Raw genomic sequence first — 24067 nt, forward strand, 5'->3', positions numbered from 1 at the left:
TAGGGGCTCGAACAAGGGGCGCGCCTGGATCAGGCGCGGTGGTGGCGCTCACGCGGGCATTGACCTGTCCATGGGGGGCGGCACCATAGCCACGGGGTGGACCGGCAGCAACCGGCCCCCCAGAGGGTGGTGACGAAGCCGCGAATACGAAGGGGGCGAGGGATGATCCGCGTGCTGCTGTCGGAGGGCGACCCGATCCGGCTCGGCTTCCTCCAGGCCCTGCTGCGGGACGGCGGCCTGCGCCCCCTCCTGCTGGACAGCCACATGAGCGCCGTCGAGGGCCGGATCGGCGCCTTCCCGCAGCGCCTCGCCGTCCCTGAGGAGGAGGCCGCCGCCGCCGAGTCCCTGCTGCGCGAGGCCGGGGAGTGGCGACTGGGCTGAGCGGGGCCGGGCCCGTCCAGGCGCTGCTCGGCGGGCGGGTGCGGCTCCGCCAGCCGGCGACAGGGCTGGGCGCGGGGCTGGACGCCGTGATGCTCGCGGCCTCCGTCGAGGCCCCGGCCGGCGGGGTGGTGCTCGACGCCGGCTGCGGGGCGGGCGCGGTCTTCCTCTGCGTCCTGGCGCGCCTCCCGGGGGTCCGCGCCGTCGCCGTGGAGCGCGACCCGGAACTGGCCGCCCTGGCGCGCGGCAACGCCGCGATGAACGGCTGGTCCGACCGGGTCGAGGTGATCGAGGGCGACGTCGCGGAGGGAGCGCTCCGGGAAGGCCTGCCGCCCTGCGCGGCGGCGGTCAGCAACCCCCCCTACTGGTCCGGCGGATCCCGGCCCCCGGCCCGGCTGCGCGCCGGCGCGACCCACGCGGGGGATCTCGGGCTCGACGCCTGGGCCTCCCTTCTCGCGGCCGCGCTCGGGCGGGGCGGTCGGGCGTCGATGGTGCTGCCCGCGGCCCGGCTGGAGGAGGGGCTGGTGGCGCTCCGCCGGGCGGGCCTCGGCGGCACCGAGGTGATGCCGCTCTGGCAGCGGCAGGGCCGGGCGGCCAAGCGGGTGCTGCTCCGGGCGGCCCGGACGCCCCGGGCGCCCAACCGGCTCCTCCCGGGGCTCGTGCTGCACGGGGAGGCCGGCTGGACCCCGGCGGCCGACGCCGTGCTGCGGGGCGCCGCCCTCGGCTGGGCGGCCGGCTAGTCCTCGGGGTGGCGGAGGTGCCAGAGCCGTTCGTGCGCGGCCACGAAGCTCTCGATCGTCTTGCGCCGGTTCTGGCCCGGATGGACCTCCCGCCGGGCGACCATGGTCTCGAGGATCCCGAGCAGTTGGTCGGCTACCTCGAAGTCGCGCTGGTCGCAGGCCTGGTGGAAGGCGATGAGGATCTTGTCGGTCAGGCGCCGCGTGTAGCGGGGAACCGGGGCGCCCCGCCCCTCGGTCCCGTCCTCGCCCGTGTCCTGCCCCGGCATGCGCTGAAGAACCTTCCCCTCGTTCCGGCGACCGTATGATAAAAACCTCCAGCGCCGGCCGCCATAGCCAGGTTGAAGGCCACGCCGAAGGTGATCGGCCGGCAGAGAGACGGCGCCCGTTGCTCTCGCAACGGGCGCCGTTCCGCAGGACAGGCCGGCCGGGTCAGCGGCGCGCGTCTTCCCCAAGCAGGATCGCGCCCTCGGGCTGAGGGGAGCCAAAGGTCTGGTCGGCGAAGGCTTCCTCCCAGGTGCCCTCGGTCGAGGCGCGGGAGTACTCGGTCGAGCGGTTCTCGAAGAAGTTCGTGTGCTCGACGGCGTTGAGCATCTCGTCAAGCCAGGGAAGCGGGTTCTTCTCGATGTGGTAGAGCGGGTCGAGGCCGAGCTGCTGCAGCCGGCGGTCGGCGATGAAGCGGATGTACTCCTTCGTGTCGGCGGCATTCAGCCCATCCACGCCGCCCATGCTGAAGGCGAGGTCGATGAAGGCGTCCTCGTGGTCCACGATGGTCGCGCAGATGTGGTAGAGATCGCGCCGCAGCTCCTCCGTCCAGATTTCCGGGTTCTCCTGCACGAAGGTGCGGAAAAGGCGGATGACCGAGAGGCAGTGGAGCGTCTCATCGCGCACGGACCAGGAGACGATCTGGCCCATCCCCTTCATCTTGTTGTGGCGCGGGAAGTTCATGAGGATGGCGAAGGAGGCGAAGAGCTGCAGCCCCTCCGTGAACGCGCCGAAGGCGGCGAGCGTCTTCGCGATCTCGGTCTTATTCTCGACCGAGAAGTTCTGCATGTAGTCGTACTTGTCCTTCATCTCCTTGTACTTGAGGAAGGCCGAGTACTCCAGCTCCGGCATCCCGATGGTGTCGAGGAGATGGCTGTAGGCGGCGATGTGGATCGTCTCGATGTTGCTGAAGGCAGACAGCATCATCAGCACTTCCGTCGGCTTGAAGACCTGGGAGTAGTGCTTCATGTAGCAGTTGTTCACCTCGACGTCGGCCTGGGTGAAGAAGCGGAAGATCTGCGTCAGCAGGTTCTTCTCGGCCGGGGTGACGTTGCGCTGCCAGTCCTTCACGTCGTCCGCCATCGGCACCTCCTCGGGCAGCCAATGGACGCGCTGCTGCGTCAGCCAGGCGTCGTAGGCCCAGGGGTAGCGGAAGGGCTTGTAGACGGGGTTGGCGGTCAGCAGGTCGAAGCGGACGGGAAGCTCGTCGCGGGAGATGGCGCCGTCGGGCATGGGAGCGGTTCCTCGGAAAGATAGCCGATAGGGCGGTGAGGATGTCGGGAAAGGGCCACGGCGGGCATCGCGCCCGCCGCTGGCCAAGGCTATTGCGCCGGAACGCGCGGCGATCCCTCCGGCGGCGTCGGGCGCCGCCGGTGCCGGATCAGCCCGGCGGCCTCATTGGCAGGCGAGGCATTCCTCGTAGTTGGTGCTCTCGGCGGGGGCGGCGGCAACGGGCAGCGGCAGCACGGCGTCCACCGCATAGCCGAGCTTCGGCTGCACCGCCACCTTCTCGCTGATCGTGTCCGCGCGCTGGATCGACAGGCTGCGGCAGTAGTAGAGCGTCTTAACGCCCTTCTTCCAGGCCTGGTAGTGGATCTGGTGAAGGTCCCGCTTGTGGATGTTGGCGGGCAGGAAGACGTTCAGCGACTGCGCCTGGCAGATATAGGGCGTGCGGTCGGCCGCGTGCTCGATCACCCAGCGCTGGTCGAGCTCGAAGGCCGTCTTGAAGACGTCCCTCTCCTGCTGCGTCAGGAAGTCGAGGTTCTGCACCGAGCCCTTGTTCACGGTGATCGAGGTCCAGGTCTCCTCGTCGTCGCGCCCGTGCTTCGCCAGGACCTTCTGGAGATAGGGGTTGCGGACGATGTAGGAGCCCGAGAGCGTCTTGTGGTTGTAGACATTGGCCGCGATCGGCTCGATCCCGGGGCTCGCGCCGCCGCAGATGATGCTGATGCTCGCCGTCGGCGCGATCGCCATCTTGTTCGAGAAGCGCTCCATGATGCCGTACTCGGCGGCATCCGGGCAGGGACCGCGCTCGGCGGCGAGCTCGCGCGAGGCGGCGTCGGCCTGGGCGCGGATGTGCCGGAACATCTTCATGTTCCAGACCTTCGCGATCACGCTCTCGAAGGGCACGCTCTGCGCCTGTAGGAAGGAGTGGAAGCCCATCACGCCGAGCCCGACCGAGCGCTCGCGCATGGCGCTGTACTTCGCCTTCGCCATGGTGTCGGGCGCGGTCTCGATGAAGGACTGCAGCACGTTGTCGAGGAAGCGCATCACGTCCGGGATGAAGCGCGGCTCGTCCTTCCACTCGAACCAGGTCTCGCAGTTGAGCGAGGAGAGGCAGCAGACCGCCGTGCGGTCGCGCCCGTGGTGGTCCCGCCCCGTCGGCAGCGTGATCTCGGAGCAGAGGTTGGAAGTCTTCACCTCAAGCCCGGCGAGCTTGTGGTGCTCGGGGCGCGCGCGGTTCACGTGGTCGGCGAAGATGAGGTAGGGCTCGCCCGTCTCGATCCGCGCGGTCAGGATGCGGATCCAGAGCGCGCGCGCCGACACCTTGCGCACGAGGGCGCCGTCCTTCGGGCTGGTGAAGGCCCACTCCTCGTCGGCCTCGACCGCGCGCATGAAGGCGTCGGAGACGAGGATGCCGTGGTGGAGGTTGAGCGCCTTCCGGTTCGGGTCGCCCCCTGTCGGGCGGCGGATCTCGACGAACTCCTCGACCTCGGGATGCGAGATCGGGAGATAAACGGCGGCCGAGCCGCGGCGGAGCGAGCCCTGGGAGATGGCGAGCGTCAGGCTGTCCATCACGCGGATGAAGGGCACCACGCCCGAGGTCTTGCCGTTCAGCCCGACCTTCTCGCCGATGGAGCGCAGGTTGCCCCAGTAGGAGCCGATGCCGCCGCCCTTGGAGGCGAGCGCCACGTTCTCGTTCCACAGCCCCACGATGGCGTCGAGACTGTCGTCGGCCTCGTTCAGGAAGCACGAGATCGGCAGACCGCGCTTCGTGCCGCCGTTCGACAGAACGGGCGTCGCCGGCATGAACCAGAGTCGCGAGATGTAGTCGTAGATGCGTTGCGCGTGCGCGGCGTCGTCGCCATAGGCGCTGGCCACGCGGGCAAAGAGGTCCTGGTAGGACTCGCCCGGCAACAGGTAGCGGTCGCTCAGCGTGGCCTTGCCGAACGCGGTGAGCAGGTCGTCGCGCGAGCGGTCGACCTGAACCTGGCCGTGGCCCTCGAGCTGGATGGCATCGAACATCGAACGAACCCCTAATTTCCCCCGCGCCGGAGGATGCCTCCTGTAGGGCGGCCCGCACAAGATGTCGGGCCTCGCGGAGAGAACGAACCCTATATCTGGGGGTTTCCCGTTGCAACGAGGACACGGTCCGGGGGTTGCGGGGATACGACTCGCGCAATTTCAGCGAGTCGTAAGACGATGTTCATCGTTTCGCGCGGCAGAAAAATTTTTGTGAGACGGGCCGTCCCCGTGATCCCCGCAATCCACAGCCCGCGGCGCATGAAAAAGGGCCGGGGAGGCGCGCTCCCCGGCCCTTGCGCCGCCCGGTGCGGCCGCGGCGTCAGCGCATCGGCGGCGCGTATTGCAGGCCGCCCTGCGTCCAGAGGCTGTTGATCCCCCGCGGGATGCCGATCGGCGTGATGTTGCGCTCCCACACCTCGCTGAAGTTCCCCACCTGGCGGACGATCTGCACCGCGAAGTCGTTGTTCAGGCCGAGCTGCTTCCCGAGGTCGCCGCTCCGCCCCATGAAGCGCTGCACGTCCGGGTTCCCGCTGTCGTTGAAGGTCGCGAGGTTGGTGCTGTTGATGCCCATCTCCTCGGCGTTGACCATGGCGAAGTGGCTCCAGCGCACGACGTCGAAGAACTTCCAGTCGCCCTTCCGCACGACGGGGCCGAGCGGCTCCTTCGAGATGATCTCGGGCAGGAGGAGGTACTGCTCGGCGTTCGGCCCCTGGCTTGCGCGGAAGGAGGCGAGGGAGGAGGCGTCGTTGGTGTAGACGTCGCAGCGCCCGGCGATGAAGGCGGCGCGCAGCTCCTCGATGTTGTCGATGATGACGGGCGTGAAGCGGATGCGGTTGGCGCGGAAGTAGTCGGCCATGTTCAGCTCGGTCGTGGTGCCCGGCTGCACGCAGACCGTCGCGCCGTCGAGCGCGCGGGCGGTGGTCACGCCCGAGGCGCGCTTCACCATGAATCCCTGGCCGTCGTAGAAGTTCACGCCGGCGAAGGCGAGGCCGAGCGCCGCCTCGCGCCCGAGCGTCCAGGTCGTGGAGCGGACGAGAAGGTCGATCTCGCCGGACTGCAGCATGGTGAAGCGCTGCTGCGTGCTGGCGGGGATGAAGCGCACCTTCGTTGCATCGCCCAGAACGGCGGCGGCAACGGCGCGGCAGGAATCGACGTCGATCCCGCGCCACTCGCCGCGGCTGTCGGGAATCGAGAAGCCGGCGGTCGACGGCGCGACGCCGCAGGTGAGCATCCCGCGCGCGCGGATGGCGGCGACGGTGTCGGCGGGTTGTTGGGCCAGGGCCGGAAGGGCCGAGGCCGCGGCGGCGAGAAGCCCGGCGGCAAGAGTGGCGAGACGCATCCTGGAAACCTCCGCGAGGAACCGCCCGGGCTTCCTTGCCGGTTGCGGGTTCGACGGCGAAGCTTCCCTGGCTGGCGCGGGGCCCGCAAGAGCGGGCCGGGCGCGGATTTCAGCGCGCGAGGCGCCGCGCTGCCGCGGGCTTGGGCAGCCTGGCGCCCGCTTGGGCGGCCGCGCCCCGCCCTACTCCCACTCGATCGTCCCGGGCGGCTTGCTCGTGACGTCGTAGGTCACGCGGTTGATGCCGCGCACCTCGTTCACGATCCGATTCGCGACCCGGCTGAGGAAGGCGACGTCGAAGGGGTAGACGTCGGCCGTCATGCCGTCGACGCCGGTCACGGCGCGCAGGGCGCAAGCCTGCTCGTAGGTGCGCCCGTCCCCCATGACGCCGACGGTGCGGACGGGCAGCAACACGACGAAGGCCTGCCAGATCGCGTCGTAGAGGCCGGCGGCGCGGATCTCCTCGAGGAAGATAGCGTCGGCCTTCTGCAGGATGGCGACGCGCTCGGGCGTCACCTCGCCGGGGATGCGGATGGCCAGGCCCGGCCCCGGGAAGGGGTGGCGCCCGACGATCGCCTCGGGCACGCCGAGCTCCCGGCCGAGCGCCCGGACCTCGTCCTTGAACAGCTCGCGCAGCGGCTCCACCAGGCGCATGCGCATGCCCTCGGGCAGGCCGCCCACGTTGTGGTGGGACTTGATGGTGACGGAGGGGCCGCCGGTCGCGGAGACGCTCTCGATCACGTCGGGGTAGAGGGTGCCCTGGGCGAGGAAGTCGGCGCCGCCGATCTTCGCCTGCTCCTCCTCGAAGACCTCGATGAACAGCCGCCCGATGGTCTTGCGCTTCAGCTCGGGGTCCGTCACGCCCGCCAGCGCGCCGAGGAAGAGGTCCGAGGCGTCGCGGTGGACGAGCTTGATGTTGAAGCGGTCGCGGAAGGTCGAGACCACCTGCTCCGCCTCGCCGCCCCGCAGCAGGCCGTGGTCGACGAAGATGCAGGTGAGCTGGTCGCCGATGGCCTCGTGCAGGAGCACGGCGGCGACGGAGGAATCGACGCCGCCCGAGAGGCCGCAGACGACGCGGCCGCCGCCGACCTTCGCGCGGATCCGGGCGATCTCCTCGGCGCGGAAGGCGCCCATCGTCCAGTCGCCGCGCGCCCCGCAGACGAGGCGGGAGAAGTTGCGGAGGAGCTGGGCGCCGTGCGGGGTGTGGACCACCTCCGGGTGGAACATCGTGCCGTAGAAGCGCCGGGCGTCGTCGGCGATGACGGCGAAGGGCGCGCCCTCGCTGCGGGCGACGACGCGGAAGCCCGGCGGCAGCTCCGTGATGCGGTCGCCGTGGCTCATCCAGACCTGCTCGCGCGCGCCGGGGGACCAGACGCCCTGGGTGATCGCGCACTCGCCGGTCACGTCGACGAAGGCGCGGCCGAACTCGCGGTGGTCGCCCGTCTCGACCCGCCCCCCGAGCTGGGTGGCCAGCGTCTGCTGGCCGTAGCAGATGCCCATGATCGGCAGGCCCATGCCGAAAATCGCCGGCGCCGGGCGCGGGCTCTCGCCGTGCGTCACGCTGGCCGGGCCGCCGGAGAGGATGATGCCCTGGGGGTCGAAGGCGCGGATGCGGGCCTCGTCGGCCGTGTAGGGCCAGACCTCGCAGTAGACGCCGTCCTCGCGCAGGCGGCGCGCGATGAGCTGGGTCACCTGGCTGCCGAAGTCGAGGATGAGCAGGCGCTGGTGGCGCTCGCTGCCAGGGAGAAGGGCCGTGGGCTCGGAGGTCGTGTCGGGCATGGCGGCCATCACCACAGAATGGCCGCCGCTTCAACCCTTCCCTTGGCCCTCGCCCGGGCAGGGGCCCCCGCGATACGCGGCGGTGGCCTCCATGAGGAGGTCGATCGGGTTCCAGAGCACGGCGGTCTGCTCCACCGGGCGGCCGCCGACCGAGATGCTCTCGCGCCCGACGAGGCGCCCTCCGAGACGTCGGTAGAACCAACCGGCGCCGTTGGCCGAGAGGACCCACAGCATCGCGGAGCCGCAGCCGATGACCGACAGGTGCGCCGCGGCCGCCCGCATCAGGCGCCGGCCGATGCCCTGGTCCTGCCAGTCCGGGAGGATATAGAGCGTCTCGATCTCGCCGTCGGCGATGCCCAGGCGCCGCGCGCGCCCGGCGGTGGCGAAGCCGACCGCCGTTCCGTCGGGGCTGCAGGCGACGAAGGTCGCCTCCCCCCCGCCGCGGCGGAGCATGGAGCGAAGGTAGCCGGCCCCGATCCGCCGCTGGTCGAGGCCCGCGAGGTAGGCGTCCGGCAGGATGCCGGGGTAGCTGTCCTGCCAGGTCACGCGGTGGATGGCGCCGATGGCCGCGGCGTCGTCGGGCCGGGCGCGCCTGATCTGGATCATCCCCCTCTCCCGATCATGGCCGGCGCGTTGCGGCCTAGGGACGGCGTTGCAGCACGGCGGCGAAGAAGCCGTCCGTGCCGTGGCTGTGGGGCGCGAGCGCCATGTAGGGGCCCTCCCCCGGGGGGGAGCCCGCCATGCCCGCCTCCGCCCAGGCCTCGGCCAGGGGCAGCGCCGCGAAGTCGGCGTGGCTGTCCAGGAAGCCCCTCACCTGCTCGTCGTCCTCCCCGGGAAGCACCGAGCAGGTAGCGTAGATCAGCTTTCCGCCGGGGCGCACCAAGGAGGCGGCCCGATCGAGGATGGCGCGCTGCTTCGTGATCAGCTCCTCGAGGTCGCGAGGGCTCGTGCGGAGCCTCGCGTCCGGGTTGCGTCGCCAGGTGCCGGTGCCCGTGCAGGGCGCGTCGACGAGGACGCGGTCGAAGGTGGCGGCGCGGCGCTTCACCCAGCGGTCCCCGGCCTCCAAGAGGTGCGTCTCCGCGTTGTCCACCCCGGCCCGGCGGAGACGCTTCGTCGCGCCGGCGAGGCGAGGGACGGAGACGTCCAGCGCCGCGATACGGCCCCGGTTGCCCATGGTCGCGGCCATGGCCAGCGTCTTGCCCGCGGCCCCCGCGCAGTAGTCGGCGACCTTCATCCCCGGCCGGGCGTCGGCGAGGAGGGCGATGAGCTGGCTGCCCTCGTCCTGGATCTCGACCATGCCCTCCTCGAAGGCCCGCGTGGCGAGGACCGGGCGGCGGTCGGCAACGCGGAGGCCCCAGGGGGAGAAGGGCGTCGGCGCCGTGGGAATGCCCTCCGCCGCCAGGGCCGCCGCCGCGGCCTCGCGCGTGGTGCGGAGGAGGTTCACCCGGAGGTCGAGCGGCGCCGTGCCCTCCAGCCCCGCCGCCGCCGCGGGCAGCGCCTCCCCGAAGCGGGCGCGGAGCCCCTCCAGCGCCCAGTCCGGCACGTTGAGCCGCGTGGCCTCGTCCATGCGGGGGTGGTGCAGCGGCCGGCCCTCGAGCTTCGCGAGGAACCGGCGCTCCTCGGGGGTCAGCGGGCGCTCGGCGTACTGCCCGCCGGTGAAGGCCGCCTCCACGCCGGCCAGGCTGCCGCCCTCGGCGAGGATCATGTGCGCGGCCATGAGGAGGCGCCCCGTGGGGGCGGCGCCGACATGATCGAGGTGCCAGTCGAGCCGGGCGCGCTCCCGCACCACGCCCCAGGCGCGGTCTGCGACGGCGCGGCGGTCGCCGCCGCCAATGAAGCGGCGGGCGCGGAAGAAGTCGTTGGCGACCGCGTCGGCGGGCCGGCGGGGGGCGGATTCCAGCGCGTCCAGCAGGGCGATGGCGGCGGAGATGCGGGCGAGCGGGGTCAAGGGATGAGGTGGTCCGGAAGGGAGGCAAGGCTGGGAAGGATGGTCGCGGTCTCGTCCAGCCCGTACTCGACGGGGCCGCCGGCCCGGTTCACCCAGGCCGCGCGGAAGCCGAAGCGGGCCGCGCCGTAGGCGTCCCAGGCGTTGGAGGAAACGAAGGCGACCTCGTGCGGCGGCGCGCCGAAATGCCCTGTGGCCAGGGCATAGACCTCAGGATGCGGCTTGTAGCGGCGGAGCGGGTGGACGGAGAGGACCGCGTCCAGCCGGGGCGCGAGGCCGGCGGAGGCGACGGCCGCCGCGAGCATTCCGGGCTCGCCGTTCGAGAGGATCGCCGCGGGGATGCCGGCCTCCCGCAGCCGGTCGAGGGCCGCGAGCGCGTCGGGGAAGGCGTCGAGGGCGCGGTAGGCGGCGAGGAGGTCGGCCCGCAGCGCCGCGTCCCGGAGGCCGTGGGCGGCGAGCGTGTGGTCCAGGGCGCGGGCGGTGAGGACCGCGAAGTCCTCGTAGTCGCCGGTGGCGCTGAGGATCCAGGTCGCCTCGAGCTGCTTCGCACGCCAAAGGGCGGAGACCGCGGCGGCCCCCTCCCCCAGCCGCGCCGCGTGGCGCCCGACCGCGGAGTGGATGTCGAGCAGCGTGCCGTAGGCGTCGAAGACGGCGGCGCGCGGCTGGGCCGTCATCCCTCCTGCCGGTAGTTCGGCGCCTCCCGGGTGATGGCGACGTCGTGGACGTGGCTCTCCCGCAGGCCCGCGCCGGTGATGCGGCGGAAGCGGCAGTTGGACTGCATCTCGCCGATGGTGGCGTTGCCCGTGTAGCCCATGGCCGAGCGGAGCCCGCCGACGAGCTGGTGGATGACGTTGCCGACCGGCCCCTTGTAGCCGATGCGCCCCTCGATCCCCTCGGGCACGAGCTTGAGGCTGTCCTGAACGTCCGCCTGGAAGTAGCGGTCGGCCGAGCCGCGGGCCATGGCGCCGAGGCTGCCCATGCCGCGGTACGACTTGTAGGAGCGGCCCTGGTAGAGGAACACCTCGCCCGGCGCCTCGTCCGTGCCGGCGAAGAGGCTGCCCATCATCACGCAGTCCGCGCCGGCCGCGATGGCCTTGGCGATGTCGCCGGAGGTGCGGATGCCGCCGTCCGCGATGGCCGGCACGTCCTTCTCCCGCGCGGCCGCCGCGCATTCCATGACCGCGGTGAGCTGGGGCACGCCCACGCCCGCCACGATGCGGGTGGTGCAGATGGAGCCGGGGCCGATGCCGATCTTCACCCCGTCCGCCCCGGCCTCGATGAGGGCCTCCACGGCTTCGGGGGTCGCGACGTTGCCGGCGATGATCTGGACGGAGTTGGAGAGGCGCTTGATGATCTCCACCGACTTCAGCACGCCCGCGGAATGGCCGTGGGCGGTGTCGACCACGATGATGTCCACCTCGGCCGCGACCAGCGCCTCGGCCCGCGCCCGGCCGTCGTCGCCCGTGCCGGTGGCGGCGGCGACCCGCAGCCGCCCGAGCCCGTCCTTCACCGCGTTCGGGTTGGCCTGGGCCTTGTCCATGTCCTTGACGGTCACGAGGCCGACGCAGCGCCCGCGCTCGTCCACGACCAGCAGCTTCTCGATCCGGTGCTTGTGCAGCAGGGCACGGGCGCGCTCGGGGGTCACGTCGGCGGGGACGGTGACGAGGTGCTCGCGCGTCATGAGCTCGTAGACGCGCTGGGCGGGGTCGGTCGCGAAGCGCACGTCGCGGGAGGTGACGATGCCGACCAGGCGGCCGGTCTCGGGCTCCACCACCGGAATGCCGCTGATCTTGTACTGGTCCTGCAGCGCCCGAACATCGGCCAGGGTCTGGTCGGGGTGGATGGTGACGGGGTTCACCACCATCCCGCTCTCGAACTTCTTCACCCGGCGGACCTGGGCGGCCTGCTCGTCGATGCCGAGGTTCTTGTGGATGACCCCGATGCCGCCGTGCTGGGCCATGGCGATGGCCATGGGCCCCTCGGTGACGGTGTCCATCGCGGCGGCGACGAGGGGGATGTTGAGGGCGATCTCCCGGGTGATCCGGGTCCGCGTGTCGGTCCCGCCCGGCAGCACCTTCGAGTAGGCGGGCACGAGCAGCACGTCGTCGAAGGCGTAGGCCTCCTCGAAGCGCGCGAGGAAACGGGGCGGGGTGCTATCGGGTGCCATTGGCGGGGGCCTCTCGGGACGGGGCGGCGCTGCCTTGGCGATCCCTCCTACGCGCTGAGGGGGTTGCGCCGCAAGGCCGGGCGCATGACGCTGGCGAGACGCTGATCCCCGGCCCGGACGGGGGTGGCGCCGCCCCGGGTGCGAGTCCCCTCACCGGGGTTTTGCGGACGTTCACCGGGGCAAGGGAACGGGGGCGGCCTGGCAGCCAGGATGACCCGGCGGGCAGGCCGTCGGTCAGGGCCAGCACCATCTGAACGTCTGCAACAGCTAAATCCCGGCAGCCGCACCAGGGCCACCCTGTTCCAACGAGTGTGCATGGACCGGCCTGCCCGGCGAGCGTTGCGGCAGCCTTTGCTAGGTCCCGTTTCACGGCCTCCCTACAGTCATCCTCCGAGGATCAGCCCGGCGTCCCTCTCCTTTGCACCGGCCACGCTCGACGCCCCCTCCGAAGCATCTCGCAGCATCTCGCCCACCGGCGCCGCCCGATGGTTGGCCTCTCGGCAGCGGCGCTCAGCAGGGCTCGGCATGACCTCAGCCCGCGCCCGGCCCAGCGACCGGCGGCGGTGCTGGCCAATGCCTTGGCTTCGCGTGATGGGAGACATCTTAGGAACGCAGCAAGCAGGCCGAGCCTCGCGTGGCTGTCCCGCGCGAGGAAGGCTGCATCGTCGGTGGCTGCGGAGAGCGTGGCTGGGGAACCTGGATTCGAACCAAGACTGCCCGAGTCAGAGTCGGGAGTTCTACCGTTAAACTATTCCCCAACGGCAGGCGCCCGGCCCTATAGCCTTGCCCCGCCCGCCGCGCAAGCCCGTCAGGCCTTTCGCCTGCGCCAAGGAGCGTGAGCCATCGTGCGAGCGGAAGACCCCCTCCGGCTCACGGCCCCCCGCCACCGCCGGCCCGTGGAATCCGGCCTTGCTCCGTCCTATTTATGGGTGGAGGATAGCAAATCCAGTACCATGCAAACCCGGAACGCCCCTGATCCGCCGGGCGGCAGGCGGGGGGAGGCTCCCCCGGTGTCGCCGATCGCCAGCCCGCCGCAGGCTTCCGCGGGCGCGCCGCTCTACGCCGCGCTCGATCTCGGCACGAACAACTGCCGCCTCCTCGTGGCCAGCCCGTCCGGGCCCGGGGGGTTCCGGGTGCTGGACAGCTTCAGCCGCATCATCCGCCTCGGCGAGGGGCTCAGCGCGACCGGCGCGCTGTCCGACGCCGCGATGAACCGGGCGGAGGCGGCGCTGGAGGCCTGCGGCCAGAAGCTTGCTCGCCGCCCGGTCCAGGTCGTGAACGCCGTCGCCACCGAGGCCTGCCGGCGGGCCAGCAACGGCCCCGGCTTCATGCGCCGGGCCGAGCGCGCGCTCGGCGCCCCAATCCGCGTCATCCCGGCGCGGGAGGAGGCGGAGCTCGCGATGGAGTCCTGCGCCCCTCTTCTGCGCGAGGAGGACCGTCGGGCGCTGCTCTTCGACATCGGCGGCGGGTCGACCGAGGTCGCCTGGGTCCGCACCGACGGGCCGGAGGCGCCGCGCCTCATCGGCACCATCTCCATCCCCCTCGGCGTCGTGACGCTGATGGAGCGGGACGGGGCGGCCTGCTTCTCCGAGGAGGGCTTCGACCGGGTGGTGCAGGAGGTCGCGGCGAAGTTCGAGGCCTTCGACGGGGTGCACCGCATCCGCCAGGAAATGCGCGCCGGCGGCGTGCGGCTGATGGGCACCTCCGGCACCGTCACCACCCTCGCCGGCATCGCCCTCGACCTTCCCCGCTACAGCCGCGCGGCCGTCGACGGGCACGAGCTCGAGATGGGCTGCGCCGACAAGGCGCTGGAGACGCTTCGCCTCATGGGCCGGGCGGGGCTGGCCGCGCATCCCTGCATCGGGCCGGAGAGGGTTGATTTCGTCCTTCCCGGCTGCGCCATCTACGCGGCCATCCGGCAGGTCTGGCCCGCGGCCCGCATCACCGTCTGCGACCGCGGCCTCCGCGAAGGCCTGCTTCTCCGGGCCATGCGGGCCCGCCGTCGCAACCGGCGCGGCGGCTGACCGGGCCCGCGCCGCCCCTCAAGGAATCCCTCGTGACCGAACCCCATGGGCCGGGCGGCCAGCGCAGCACCACCACGCGGCTGCGCACCGCCAAGGGCCGCACCACCGCCAGCCAGAAGTGGCTCGAGCGGCAGCTGAACGACCCCTATGTGAAGGCCGCCAAGGCTGCCGGCTGGCGGTCCCGCGCCGCCTTCAAGATCCTGGAGCTGGACGAGCGCTTCAAGCTCTTCCATCCCACCCAGCGCATCGTCGACCTCGGCGCCGCACCCGGCGGCTGGACGCAGGTGGCGCTGCGCCGCATCGGGGACCGGGGCAAAGTGGTGGCCCTCGACATCCTGCCGATGGAGCCGATCACCGGGGCCATCACCCTGCAGGGCGACTTCCAGGAGGAGGCGACGGAGCGCGCCGTGCTCGACGCCCTGGCCGGGCAGGCGGACCTCGTGATGTCGGACATCGCCCCGAACACCACCGGGCATAACGCCACCGACCACCTCCGCATCCTCGCCCTCGTGGATCTGGCGGCGGACTTCGCCCGGCGGGTGCTGGCCCCCGGCGGTGCCTTCGTCGCCAAGGTCTTCCAGGGCGGCACGGAGCGCGAGCTGCTCACCGGGCTGAAGCAGGACTACGCGAGCGTCCGCCACGCCAAGCCGCCGGCCAGCCGCAAGGACAGCTCGGAGATGTACGTCGTCGCCCAGGGCTTCCGCGGCGGGGCCTCGGCACGCAATCGCTAGGTCTACGGACGCTGTGGTGCGCCACAGGACGGTGGCGGCGCGGGTCGGGCGGTGGCGGTTGCCTCCGCCCCCTGCCCTTCCGCCTCGCCCTCCGCATCGTCCGGGGTGAGCACGACGCCGGGCGCTGGCCTGAGGGAGAGTTGCTGAAGCCAGGTGCTTGGTTTTGCCCGCGCCCCGTTGATAGGAACAGCAGACCGCCCTGGCGGCTCACAAACACCCGCCGTTGAATGGGTCGCCACCCCGCGTGCTAGCGTCCGCCACAACGACGAAGCGGAGGACACGGCCATGACAGGTGACACACCGAACGCACCCGGGCGCCGCAGCATCCTGGGTGCCGCGGCAGGCCTCGCCGCCGGACCCGCCCTGGCCCAGGCTCCGGCACCGGCTCCGGCCCCCGCCTCGAACTGGCCGAGCCGCCCCATCCGCTGGATCCTCGGCTTCGCGCCCGGTGGCGCCGGCGACATCACCGCCCGCCTCATGGCACCGCGCCTGCAGGCCCTTCTTGGACAGCCGGTGTTGATCGAGAACCGCCCGAGCGCCGGCGGCATCGTCGCGGCGGAGGCCGTCGCGCGCAGCGCGCCGGACGGCCACACGCTGCTGCTCGTCACGAGCACCTCCTCGACCGCGGTCGCCTTCTACAGGACCCTCCCCTTCGACACGGAGCGCGACTTCGCGCCGGTCGGGCTGATCTCCACCTTCGGCCACGTCCTGCTGACCGGGCCGAACGCGCCCTACCGCAACCTGACCGACGTGATCGCCGCGGCCCGGGCGCGGCCCGGTTCCGTCAACATCGCCTCCATCGGCGTCGGCACCGCGCAGCACCTCTCGGCCGAGCTGTTCCGGGTGATGTCGGGCATCGAGACGGTGACGGTCACCTACCGCAGCACCCCGGACCTGCTGAACGCCGTGGCGGCGGGGGAGGTGCAGCTCGCCTTCGAGACCCTGCCCCCCGTGGTCGGGCAGCTCGGGCCCGGGGCGCGGATGCGGGCGCTGGCGATCTCCTCCGCCGCGCGCTTCCCCGGCCTGCCGGACGTGCCGACGGCCGAGGAGGCTGGATTGCCGGGTTACCTCGCGGGCTCCTGGAACGGGGTCCAGGCGCCCGCGCGGACGCCGCCGGAGATCGTGGCCCGCCTCAACGCCGCCATCAACCAGGTGGTGGCCGAGCCGGAGATCCGCGCACGGCTTCTCGAGATGGGGCTGCAGCCCAGCGCGGGCGCGCCGGACGCCCTGCAGGCCCGGCTGCTCGGCGACATTGCGCTCTGGAACCGCGTCGTGGCGGAGGCGAAGATCGAGCGGCAGTAGCGCCGGCAAGCGGGGCGCGGAGAAGGCCTCGGCCCCTCCCCTCAGGCGACCGGGCCGGTGCCGCGCACGGTCACCGGCATGCCGCGCAACTCCTCGACGAAGCCCGCCAGCCGGCCGGCGATGGCCGCCACCATGGCGCGACCTTTCTCGGCGCTCGCGAGGGAGTCGTCGCCGTCCACCCCCTGGCGCGCCTCGGTGCGCGCGCGGAACTCCTCGGGCGTGTGCGGCAGGAAGACGCTGTCCCCGTCCAGCCGCCGGTCCAGCGAGCCGTGCCCGCGCCGGGGCGGGCTGGCCAGATCGGGAACCGGGGCGGGCACGAAGCCGCCCGGCGCCTTCGCGAGGTCGGTGAACTGGGGCCAGTAGGCCATGACCATGGAGATCTCGGTCTCTCCCGCGTGCCCGATGGTGCCCGGCGCGCCCTCGCAGAGCGCCGCCACCGCCTCCCGCGCCAGGAGGCCGCAATCCGCCACGGCGACCGCCGCCCCCGTGGCCACGCGAAGCTTCACCGCCGCGATCTCCAGCGGCGGCAGGTTCGCAACCCGGTTGCCGTTGACGAAGACGACCCGCTTGAAGCCCGAGTGCAGGAGGGAGTGGGCGATGTCGGTCGCGACGGCGGTCAGCGTCTCCGCCCGCAGCCCGATCGCGCCGGGATAGGCCATGTGCCCGCTCGACCAGCCGAAGTGCAGCGGCGGCGTCACGAGGCAGCCGGAGCGGCGGGCGGTCTCCTCGGCGACGACGATCGCCCAGCCGGTGTCGAGCAGCATCGGCGCGAAATGCCCGTGCTGCTCCGTCGCCCCGATCGGCACGAGGGCGACGTCGTCGCGGCGCAGGTGCTCGTCCACCTCGTTCCACGACATCTCGTGCATCCAGACGCTCGCTGTCCGCGGCATGGCTCTCTCCGTGTTCCTCCCCTCGACGATGCCGGGATCCGTTGAAGGCCGGAAGAGGAGCGCGAGGCGCGTGTCACCGACGCGGCCGTGTCGGCCCGTGCCCCGCTGTGCGGATCCTCAGAACTCCTGTGTATCGACCATCAACCACCCGTTGCGACAGGGAGCCGCGCGTGGTTGGCTGGTTCGGTGGCGGGCTGCCTGAGGGTCTTTCCATCCTTGTCGGACGCGAGTACGCCCTCCGCCGAGCACGGACGAGCGTGGTGCACCCGCTGCCGCGTTGACGCCAGGCGGCAACCACGTCCGTTCCGGCGGATCCTCCCTCGGCGCTGGCGCCTCTCGTGACTTATCCATGAGCCTTCTTGTTCGTAAGGTCTTCCATGCTGGACGCAATCGTCGATCAGGCAGTGGCCGAGCACCCTCAAGCGCAGTTCCGGCGGCCCGGGTGGACCGATCTCCGGGGCCCTTGGGGCTTTGCCTTCGACGACGAGGATCGCGGCATCCAGGAGGGATGGCCAGGACGCACCGATGTCTTCGCCCGGGAAATCCTCGTTCCCTTTCCACCGGAATCCCAGGCCAGCGGCATCCAGGAGCGAGGCTACCATCCCGTCGTCTGGTACCGCCGCGTGTTCGAGCTCCCCACGGCCGAGCGGACGCCACGACTTCACCTGACCTTCGGTGCCGTGGACTACGAGGCCCAGGTCTGGATCAACGGCCATTTCGCCGGACGCCACGAGGGAGGGCACACCCCCTTCACCCTCGACATCACCGCCTGGCTGTCGCCCGGGACCGAACAGGTCATCGTCGTGCGCGCCCACGACGACCCGCTGGACCTGACCCAGCCGCGCGGGAAGCAGTACTGGGAGCTCGAGCCGGCGGAGATCTGGTATCACCGCACCACGGGCATCTGGCAGCCGGTCTGGCTGGAACCCTTGGGCGAAGCCTTCGTCGATTCCGTCCGGTGGACGGCCGATCCGGATCGCTTCGCCGTCGGGATGCGCTTGCGGGTGGGCGGTCGCGCCGCCAAGGCGACGCATCTCCGCCTCCGCCTGTCCCTGCGCCGGCAGCCGCTGGTGGAGGACATCTACGCGCTGGATGGGGCGCTCCTGGACCGGGAAGTGGTCCTGCCACGGCGCATGCACCGGGTCTCCGCGGTGTGCTGGGCGCCGCACCATCCCCATCTGATCGACGCCTCGATGGAGTTGCTGGCGGCCGACGGCTCCGTCCTCGACCAGGTCGAGAGCTATTTCGGCCTGCGCCGCATCGAGGCGGTGGACGGCCGGCTGCTGCTGAACGGCGCGCCCCTGTTCCTGCGCCTCGTCCTGTCCCAGAACTACTGGCCCCAGTCACACCTGGCGCCGCCGAGCGACGAGGCCATCCAACGGGAGGTGGAGCTCGTCAAGGAACTTGGCTTCAACGGCGTGCGCATTCACCAGAAGGTCGAGGACCCGCGGTTCCTCTACTGGTGCGATCGCCTGGGCGTGCTCGTCTGGGGCGAGGCGGCCAACGCCTTCCAGTTCGACGAACGCGCCGCCGAGCGCCTGTGCCGCGAGTGGACCGAGGCCGTGCGGCGCGACTTCAACCACCCTTGCATCATTACCTGGGTGCCGTTGAACGAGAGCTGGGGCGTGCCGGACCTGGAGCACGACCCGGCCCAGCGTGCCTACGTGAGGGCGTTGTACCACCTGACGAAGACCCTGGACACGACACGCCCCGTGATTGGCAACGATGGCTGGCAGAACGCCGTCGGCGACATCTTCGGCGTGCACGACTACGCCATGGATGCGGTCAAGCTGACCGAGCGCTACGGCTCGGCCGAGGCGCTCCGGCGCACCTTCGAGGCGATCCGCCCGGCGCATAACCGCCTCCTCGTGGACGGCCAGACCTTCGAGCAGCAGCCGGTCGTGGTCAGCGAGTTCGGAGGCCTTAGCATCAAGCCGGGCGCGGGGGAGAACTGGCATGGCTACGCCACGACGAACGACGCGCAGGAGCTGCTCGTTCTCTACGAGGCGCTGGTTGGAGCCTTGCTGGACAGCACCGGGATCGCGGGCTTCTGCTACACGCAGTTGACCGACACCGAGCAGGAGACCAACGGTCTGCTGACCGCCGCGCGCAAGCCCAAGCTGGACATCCCGACCATCCGGGCGATCAACTCCCGCCCGGCCAAGTCCGTCCCCAGCGAGATCCTGGACGCCATCTTCCAGCACGAGGTCGAACGGCGGCGTAAGAGCCGGACGGAGGAATAGCCCCGCGGCGGCGGTCGCTTCGATGAGGTGGCGGGCATCAACCCTGGCACTGCTGCTCCGGATCGAAACGGCCAGCTGACCCGTTCGGAAAAGCCTCGTGCCGCGCCCCTAACGCGGGGTCGCCCGGCGCCAGGACGTCTGAAGCGTCATGCCACTCGGCGTGCGCGGGTTGCTGAACTGCAGCTCGTTCACGGTGAGAGAGGTGATGATCCGCCGCTGCGATGGCCCAAGCAGGTTCGCGTAGGTGCTGCCCTCGAGTGTGATGGACAGGGAACGGTTCGTCTCGTCCACCGCGTAGGTGCCGTAGTAGGCGATGGAGTCCCGCACGACCGTCATTGCTTCCTCGGGCGTGGCCCGCGCCCGGTCGCTGGCCGCGAGACGGGGTAGCTCCGCCCGGGACTGGAAAAGGCTGAAATGGCCGTCACGGGTGAAGATCATCACCCCCTTCGGGCCGGGCCCGAACGGCTCGCCCCGCGTGCCGTCGTCCGCCTGGCTGACGACCGAGACGAGCACCCAGGTGCCGACGATACCCTCCGTGATCGGCCCACCCTGCGCGAGGGCCGGCGCGCCTCCGCCCAATAGGGCGAGCAGCGCCGCCAGCGAAAGACCAAGTGCGTTCCGGCGCAGCATCTGGTCCTCCATGACCTGGACGGGGTTGAAACCGCGCGGGCCCTCCCCGCGTCCGTCGCAACCCTGTCGCGGAAGCCCACCGCACGTCCATCGGAACAAGGCGCGTCCGCCGGAGGACCCCGTCTCAGGCCTGGGCAGCCCCGTGCGGCGCGTCGTCGTCCCCGCGCCGCGCGCCGGACCAGGGCGACGAAGTGCCGGACCGCGGCCGAGGGATCGTCGCGCCGCGCCATGATGCCGAGGAAGGCGCGCGGCCCGTCGGCGCCTTCCAGCTCCCGGTAGGTCACGCCCTCGAGCGCCATGCGCTGCATTGAGGCCGGCACGAGGGTCACGCCGAAGCCCGTGGCCACGAGGCTCAGCGCGGTGGTGATCCGCGGCGCCTCCTGGCCGAGGCGGGGGACGAAGCCCGCCCGCAGGCAGGCCGCCACCATGGCCTCGTAGAGGGCCGGCCCGGTGTCGCGGGCGTAGGCGATGAACGTCTCCTCCGCGAGGGCGCGGACCGGGACCGCGCGGCCGTCGTCCCGCGCCAGCGCATGCCCGCTCGGCAGCGCGGCGACCATCGGCTCCTCGCGCAGCGGGTGCACGGCAAGGCCCTCCGGCGCGGCGATGGAGGCGCGGAGGAAGGCCACGTCCACCTGCCCGCCGCGGAGCCGCTCCAGCGTCTCCGTCCGCAGGCTCTCCTCCATCGCGAGCGAGACGAGGGGATAGGCGTCGCGGAAGGCGCGGATCACCGTCGGCACGAAGGGGTGGAAGGGCGCCGTCGGCGGGACCGAGAGCCGCAGGTGCCCTTGCTCCCCCCGGGCCGCGCGCTTCGCCGCCTCGACGCCCTCCGCCGCGCGCGCGAGGCACGCCCGCGCGTGGCCGAGGAAGGCGCGGCCCGCCTCGGTCAGCTCGACGCCCCGTGGCAGCCGCCGGAACAGCGCGGCCCCGAGCTCGCGCTCGAGCGCCCGGATCTGGTGGCTGAGCGGCGGCTGCTGGATGCCCAGGCGCTCGGCCGCCCGCGTGATGTGCCCCTCCTCGGCAACGGCGACGAAGTAGCGGAGGTGGCGCAGCTCCATGGCATACCCGGCGTGTATGGGTTTCGGGGCGGACCGATTGTGGCCCGTCTGCTTCGCCGGCGCTATCGAGGGCGTCGGGCCTGTCCGGCGCCCCGGCCCGGCTACCATTGCCAACCCCATGGAACAGAAGGCGCTGGGGAACAGGAGAAGAGACACGATGACGCTGCTCCGTCGTACCGTCCTCACGGGTGCAACCGTCGCCTGCGCCCTCTCGCTCCGCCGCGCCGCTCGTGCCGAGGCCTACCCGTCCCGTCCCGTGCGCCTGGTCACCGGCTTCGCTCCCGGCGGCCCGATGGACATCGTGGCGCGCATCCTCGGCGCCGCGCTCGCGCCGCGGCTCGGCCAGCCGGTCCTCGTCGAGAACCGCCCGGGCGCCGGCGGCAACCTCGCCACGGAGGCGGTGGCGAAGGCCGCGCCCGACGGGCACGCGCTTCTCCTCTGCGGCCCGGTGAACGTCATCAACGCCGCCCTCTACGAGCGCCTGCCCTTCGACTTCGCCCGCGACATCGCGCCCGTCGCGGGGCTGGTGCGGGTGCCGCTCGTGATGCTGGTGCACCCCTCCGTTCCCGCCGCCACGGTCCCGGCGTTCATCGCCCACGCAAGGTCGGCGCCCCGGCCGCTCGCGATGGCCTCGGCGGGCAACGGCACGCCGCAGCACGTGGCGGGCGAGCTGTTCAAGATGATGGCCGGCGTCGACCTGCTGCACGTGCCCTACCGGGGATCGGGGCCGGCGCTGACGGACCTGCTCGGCGGCGGGGCCGCCCAGGTGATGTTCGACGCGGTGCCGTCCGCTATCGGCCACGTCCGCGCGGGAGGCCTGCGCGCCCTCGCCGTCACGACGGCAGCGCGGGCCGACGCCCTGCCGGACACGCCGGTGCTGGCCGACACCCTGCCCGGCTACGAGGCGAGCTCCTGGTACGGCATCGGCGCGCCGCGGGGCACGCCCGTGGCGATCGTCGAGCGCCTGAACGAGGCGATCAACGCCGCCCTCGCCGATCCCGGGGTGCTCGCGCGCTTCGCCGATCTCGGCGCAACGCCGATGCCCGGCCCATCGGCCGACCTCGCCGCGCTCCTCGCCCACGAGGGCGAGAAGTGGGGGCGGGTCGTGCGCACGGCCAGCGTGAGGGTGAATTGATGCTCGCCCGAGCCTAGCCGTCGCCCCACGGCGCACGCTTGGGGAGGGACGCCGCGCGGGGCCAGCCGCGGCGCGCGGCTCAGCGGCGAATCCTCGCACCCGAGCCACCTTCCCTTCCTGGAGAGCCTGGCGCCTCGCCGCACGTTCGGGATTTACCGCAATTTACGCCGGCGGCCAGGGAGGTGTTGGTAAGCGATCGTGGCAAGGTCACTCAGGAGAGTTCTGTGGAGTACCACCCGCTTCCGGTCACGCATGTCGGCCTCACGGTCACGGACATCGAAGCAGCGACGGCATGGTATGCAAAGGTGCTATGCTGCCGGCACATCATCGGGCCGCTCCACATCACGGATGATGGGAGCCAGATGTGGAAGGTCTTCCGAGGCATCTTCGGGGAGCGCTTCCAGGAAGGCTATGTTTGCCACCTGGCGACCGCGAACGGTGTCGGGATCGAGTTGTTCCAGTTCGTCACGCCACGGTCCGAACCAGCGGAGAACAACTTCGCGTACTGGAAGACCGGCGTGTTTCACTTCTGCCTCGTTGACCCGGAGATCGAGGCCCTCGCCAAGCGGATCGCCGACGCGGGCGGGAAGCAGCGGTCTGACGTGTGGACGCTCTTCGAGGGCGAGGCGTTCAAGGCCGTCTACTGCGAGGATCCTTGGGGCAATCTGATCGAGGTCTACAGCCATTCCACCGAGTTGATGTACGCGAACCGCGGCAAATAGGGCGACGATTCAGCCTTCTCGGTCGCTGGACAACACGGGGCGGCGTTCTGCTCGACAACGCTTCGGAAGAGCGGGCCTGTGCGTAGGGGGCGCTCCATTACTGACCGACGACAGGCCGTCAGGGCAGAAATGGAGCGATGGGCCGTTGCTCATCCCCCGCGATGCGGGCTCGGCTTGAGCTTACGCCGCCATCTCCTCAAGCTCAGCCATCAGTGTCTGGATAAAGGCCGTGGCGAGCTGCGGGAGCGCGCGGCCGTCCGGTGTCATCAACGTCACCGGCAGCATGATCGAAGGGGCAAACGGCCGCCAGCCCACCCCTGGCAGGCCGATATGCCGGATGAAGCCGTCGACGATCGCGACCCCCGCGCCGGCGAGAACATGGCACACCGCCGACATGCTCATCGTGATCTGGAGTGCAACGTCGCGCGAAAACCCCGCTGACGCGAAGGCCTGATCCAGAACCTGCCCGAAGTAGGTGTCCGATCCATAGGACACGAGAGGATGAGGCGCGACGTCGGCCGGCTGCACGACGCGGCGGCGCAGCACCGGGTGGCCTTCCGGCGCGATGAGGATCATTCGCGGGCCAGGCAGCGTTCGCACGGCCAGGCCCGGCTTTGGAACCGGCGACAAGCAGAGGCCCAGGTCGGCTTGGCCGGAAAGCACCGCATCCGCGGTCTCGCGGGCGGGGAGCAGGTGGGACGCCATGCGCACCATCGGATGCCGCCGCTCGAAGGCGGCGACTGCCCTGGGCACCAGCGTGATGGACAGCGACGAGGACGCAGCGACGCGCACCAGTCCAGCCCCGCCGGACCGGACCTCGCCCGTCAGGCGGGCGAAGGCGGCGACCTCGTTCACGATGCGCTCGGCGTCCGGTAGCAGGCGTTGCGCCTCCGGCGTCGGCAACAGCCGCCCTTTGACCGTGTGGAACAACCGGAAGCCTGTCTGGCGTTCTGCCAGCCGCAGGGCCTTGCTCACGGCCGGTTGCGAAACCCCGAGGAACGCGGCGGCGCCGGTCACGCTCCGCATCCGCATCACGGCATGGAAGATTTCGATCTGACGAGCGTTCATGGCGGAAGGGAGCATAACCGACGGTTATGACCCTTGCACGCGTCTGACGTGGCACGGTCCAGCGGGCGCCGGCTACTGCTCTCGTGCCGCGGCATTGACCGCGCGGCTTGAGACGGAAGTCACCCCATGAGCTCTTGTGTAGGCGCCGACATCAACGAAGCCTTCATCGGCCTTTGCCTCTGGAACGAGAACACGGCGGAGCTGAGCACCCTGGCAACGCGAGGAGCGGAGTTGCTGCGCGGCCGCCGCAGCCTGAAGGAACGCCAAGGGGCAGAGCCGTCAAAGACCACCCTCGCCGTCCAAGGCACGACGGCCGGCATCAACACCGCGATTCAGTGTCCAAAGTGCTACCGTTCCGATGTCTCGAGCGACTTGGAAGGGGGGCGCCGCGGGTGCGGGCCTCCGGTGCGCATGC

Annotated in this window: 21 protein-coding genes and 1 tRNA gene; 8 read left to right on the forward strand and 14 right to left on the reverse strand. The window is 71.3% G+C overall.

Going from position 1 to position 24067, the window contains the following annotated elements; translation table 11 throughout:
• Positions 1-162: 162 nt before the first annotated feature.
• Positions 163-381, forward strand: a complete 219-nt coding sequence (locus EAH89_RS05135) for a putative signal transducing protein (RefSeq protein ID WP_338325519.1) — start codon at positions 163-165, stop codon at positions 379-381.
• A complete protein-coding gene (locus EAH89_RS05140; RefSeq protein ID WP_241666868.1) occupies positions 366-1118 on the forward strand; it encodes a tRNA1(Val) (adenine(37)-N6)-methyltransferase in 753 nt (250 codons plus the stop codon). The genes EAH89_RS05135 and EAH89_RS05140 overlap by 16 nt, the downstream gene beginning before the upstream one ends.
• Here the strand turns inward: EAH89_RS05140 and EAH89_RS05145 are convergent.
• The 10 genes from EAH89_RS05145 to EAH89_RS05190 all read right to left on the reverse strand — a co-directional run bounded on the left by EAH89_RS05145 (position 1115) and on the right by EAH89_RS05190 (position 12610).
• Positions 1115-1384 (reverse strand): hypothetical protein, encoded by a 270-nt coding sequence (locus EAH89_RS05145; RefSeq protein WP_140881723.1) that lies wholly within the window; start codon positions 1382-1384, stop codon positions 1115-1117. The genes EAH89_RS05140 and EAH89_RS05145 overlap by 4 nt on opposite strands.
• Positions 1385-1547: 163 nt before the next feature.
• Positions 1548-2612, reverse strand: a complete 1065-nt coding sequence (locus tag EAH89_RS05150) for a ribonucleotide-diphosphate reductase subunit beta (protein WP_140881724.1) — start codon at positions 2610-2612, stop codon at positions 1548-1550.
• A 162-nt stretch (positions 2613-2774) separates the two neighbouring features.
• Positions 2775-4625 (reverse strand): ribonucleoside-diphosphate reductase subunit alpha, encoded by a 1851-nt coding sequence (locus tag EAH89_RS05155; RefSeq protein ID WP_140881725.1) that lies wholly within the window; start codon positions 4623-4625, stop codon positions 2775-2777.
• A gap of 319 nt (positions 4626-4944) precedes the next feature.
• Complete coding sequence (locus EAH89_RS05160) at positions 4945-5964, reverse strand: amino acid ABC transporter substrate-binding protein (protein ID WP_140881726.1); 1020 nt, start codon at positions 5962-5964, stop codon at positions 4945-4947.
• Between the two features lie 180 nt (positions 5965-6144).
• The gene (gene guaA / locus EAH89_RS05165) at positions 6145-7740 is read right to left on the reverse strand and encodes a glutamine-hydrolyzing GMP synthase (protein ID WP_140881727.1); all 1596 of its coding nucleotides are present in this window, start codon (positions 7738-7740) and stop codon (positions 6145-6147) included.
• 30 nt (positions 7741-7770) lie between these two features.
• Entirely contained in the window at positions 7771-8346 is a 576-nt protein-coding gene (locus EAH89_RS05170; protein WP_140881728.1) for a GNAT family N-acetyltransferase, read from the reverse strand.
• 34 nt (positions 8347-8380) lie between these two features.
• Positions 8381-9688: an RsmB/NOP family class I SAM-dependent RNA methyltransferase gene (locus EAH89_RS05175; protein WP_140881729.1), complete on the reverse strand. Its 1308-nt coding sequence runs from the start codon at positions 9686-9688 to the stop codon at positions 8381-8383.
• Positions 9685-10359 carry a haloacid dehalogenase type II gene (locus EAH89_RS05180; RefSeq protein ID WP_140881730.1) on the reverse strand — a complete coding sequence of 225 codons (675 nt, stop codon included), beginning with the start codon at positions 10357-10359 and terminating at the stop codon, positions 9685-9687. Before EAH89_RS05180 ends, EAH89_RS05175 begins: the two co-directional genes overlap by 4 nt.
• Complete coding sequence (guaB, locus tag EAH89_RS05185) at positions 10356-11852, reverse strand: IMP dehydrogenase (RefSeq protein ID WP_140881731.1); 1497 nt, start codon at positions 11850-11852, stop codon at positions 10356-10358. The genes EAH89_RS05180 and guaB overlap by 4 nt, the downstream gene beginning before the upstream one ends.
• A gap of 684 nt (positions 11853-12536) precedes the next feature.
• Positions 12537-12610 (reverse strand) — tRNA-Gln (locus EAH89_RS05190).
• A 252-nt stretch (positions 12611-12862) separates the two neighbouring features.
• Between EAH89_RS05190 and EAH89_RS05195 the strand changes: the two genes are divergently transcribed.
• The 3 genes from EAH89_RS05195 to EAH89_RS05205 all read left to right on the forward strand — a co-directional run bounded on the left by EAH89_RS05195 (position 12863) and on the right by EAH89_RS05205 (position 15909).
• Positions 12863-13876 (forward strand): Ppx/GppA phosphatase family protein, encoded by a 1014-nt coding sequence (locus EAH89_RS05195; protein ID WP_241666869.1) that lies wholly within the window; start codon positions 12863-12865, stop codon positions 13874-13876.
• Between the two features lie 32 nt (positions 13877-13908).
• A complete protein-coding gene (locus EAH89_RS05200) occupies positions 13909-14607 on the forward strand; it encodes an RlmE family RNA methyltransferase (RefSeq protein WP_140881733.1) in 699 nt (232 codons plus the stop codon).
• Positions 14608-14892: 285 nt separating this feature from the next.
• A complete protein-coding gene (locus tag EAH89_RS05205) occupies positions 14893-15909 on the forward strand; it encodes a Bug family tripartite tricarboxylate transporter substrate binding protein (protein WP_140881734.1) in 1017 nt (338 codons plus the stop codon).
• Between the two features lie 41 nt (positions 15910-15950).
• On the opposite strand, the gene EAH89_RS05210 is transcribed toward EAH89_RS05205, so the two are convergent.
• The gene (locus EAH89_RS05210; RefSeq protein ID WP_140881735.1) at positions 15951-16799 is read right to left on the reverse strand and encodes a creatininase family protein; all 849 of its coding nucleotides are present in this window, start codon (positions 16797-16799) and stop codon (positions 15951-15953) included.
• Between the two features lie 377 nt (positions 16800-17176).
• Here EAH89_RS05210 and EAH89_RS05215 point away from each other — a divergent pair, with 377 nt between their 5' ends.
• A complete protein-coding gene (locus tag EAH89_RS05215; protein ID WP_140881736.1) occupies positions 17177-19042 on the forward strand; it encodes a glycoside hydrolase family 2 protein in 1866 nt (621 codons plus the stop codon).
• Positions 19043-19150: 108 nt separating this feature from the next.
• Here EAH89_RS05215 and EAH89_RS05220 read toward each other — a convergent pair whose 3' ends face one another.
• Both EAH89_RS05220 and EAH89_RS05225 read right to left on the reverse strand, forming a co-directional pair.
• Positions 19151-19555: a lipocalin-like domain-containing protein gene (locus tag EAH89_RS05220; protein WP_161993483.1), complete on the reverse strand. Its 405-nt coding sequence runs from the start codon at positions 19553-19555 to the stop codon at positions 19151-19153.
• Positions 19480-20727, reverse strand: coding sequence for a LysR family transcriptional regulator (locus EAH89_RS05225; RefSeq protein ID WP_140881738.1), 1248 nt, complete (start codon positions 20725-20727; stop codon positions 19480-19482). The genes EAH89_RS05220 and EAH89_RS05225 overlap by 76 nt, the downstream gene beginning before the upstream one ends.
• A gap of 157 nt (positions 20728-20884) precedes the next feature.
• Here EAH89_RS05225 and EAH89_RS05230 point away from each other — a divergent pair, with 157 nt between their 5' ends.
• Both EAH89_RS05230 and EAH89_RS05235 read left to right on the forward strand, forming a co-directional pair.
• Complete coding sequence (locus EAH89_RS05230) at positions 20885-21862, forward strand: Bug family tripartite tricarboxylate transporter substrate binding protein (protein WP_161993484.1); 978 nt, start codon at positions 20885-20887, stop codon at positions 21860-21862.
• A gap of 224 nt (positions 21863-22086) precedes the next feature.
• A complete protein-coding gene (locus EAH89_RS05235; protein ID WP_140881740.1) occupies positions 22087-22584 on the forward strand; it encodes a VOC family protein in 498 nt (165 codons plus the stop codon).
• A gap of 180 nt (positions 22585-22764) precedes the next feature.
• Here the strand turns inward: EAH89_RS05235 and EAH89_RS05240 are convergent, their stop codons facing one another.
• On the reverse strand, positions 22765-23652 hold the full coding sequence (locus EAH89_RS05240; RefSeq protein ID WP_161993485.1) for a LysR family transcriptional regulator: 888 nt from the start codon (positions 23650-23652) through the stop codon (positions 22765-22767).
• Between the last annotated feature and the right edge of the window lie 415 nt (positions 23653-24067).

It is taken from the genome of Muricoccus nepalensis, from assembly GCF_006438825.1.
In the GTDB taxonomy this organism is placed as follows: domain Bacteria; phylum Pseudomonadota; class Alphaproteobacteria; order Acetobacterales; family Acetobacteraceae; genus Roseomonas; species Roseomonas nepalensis.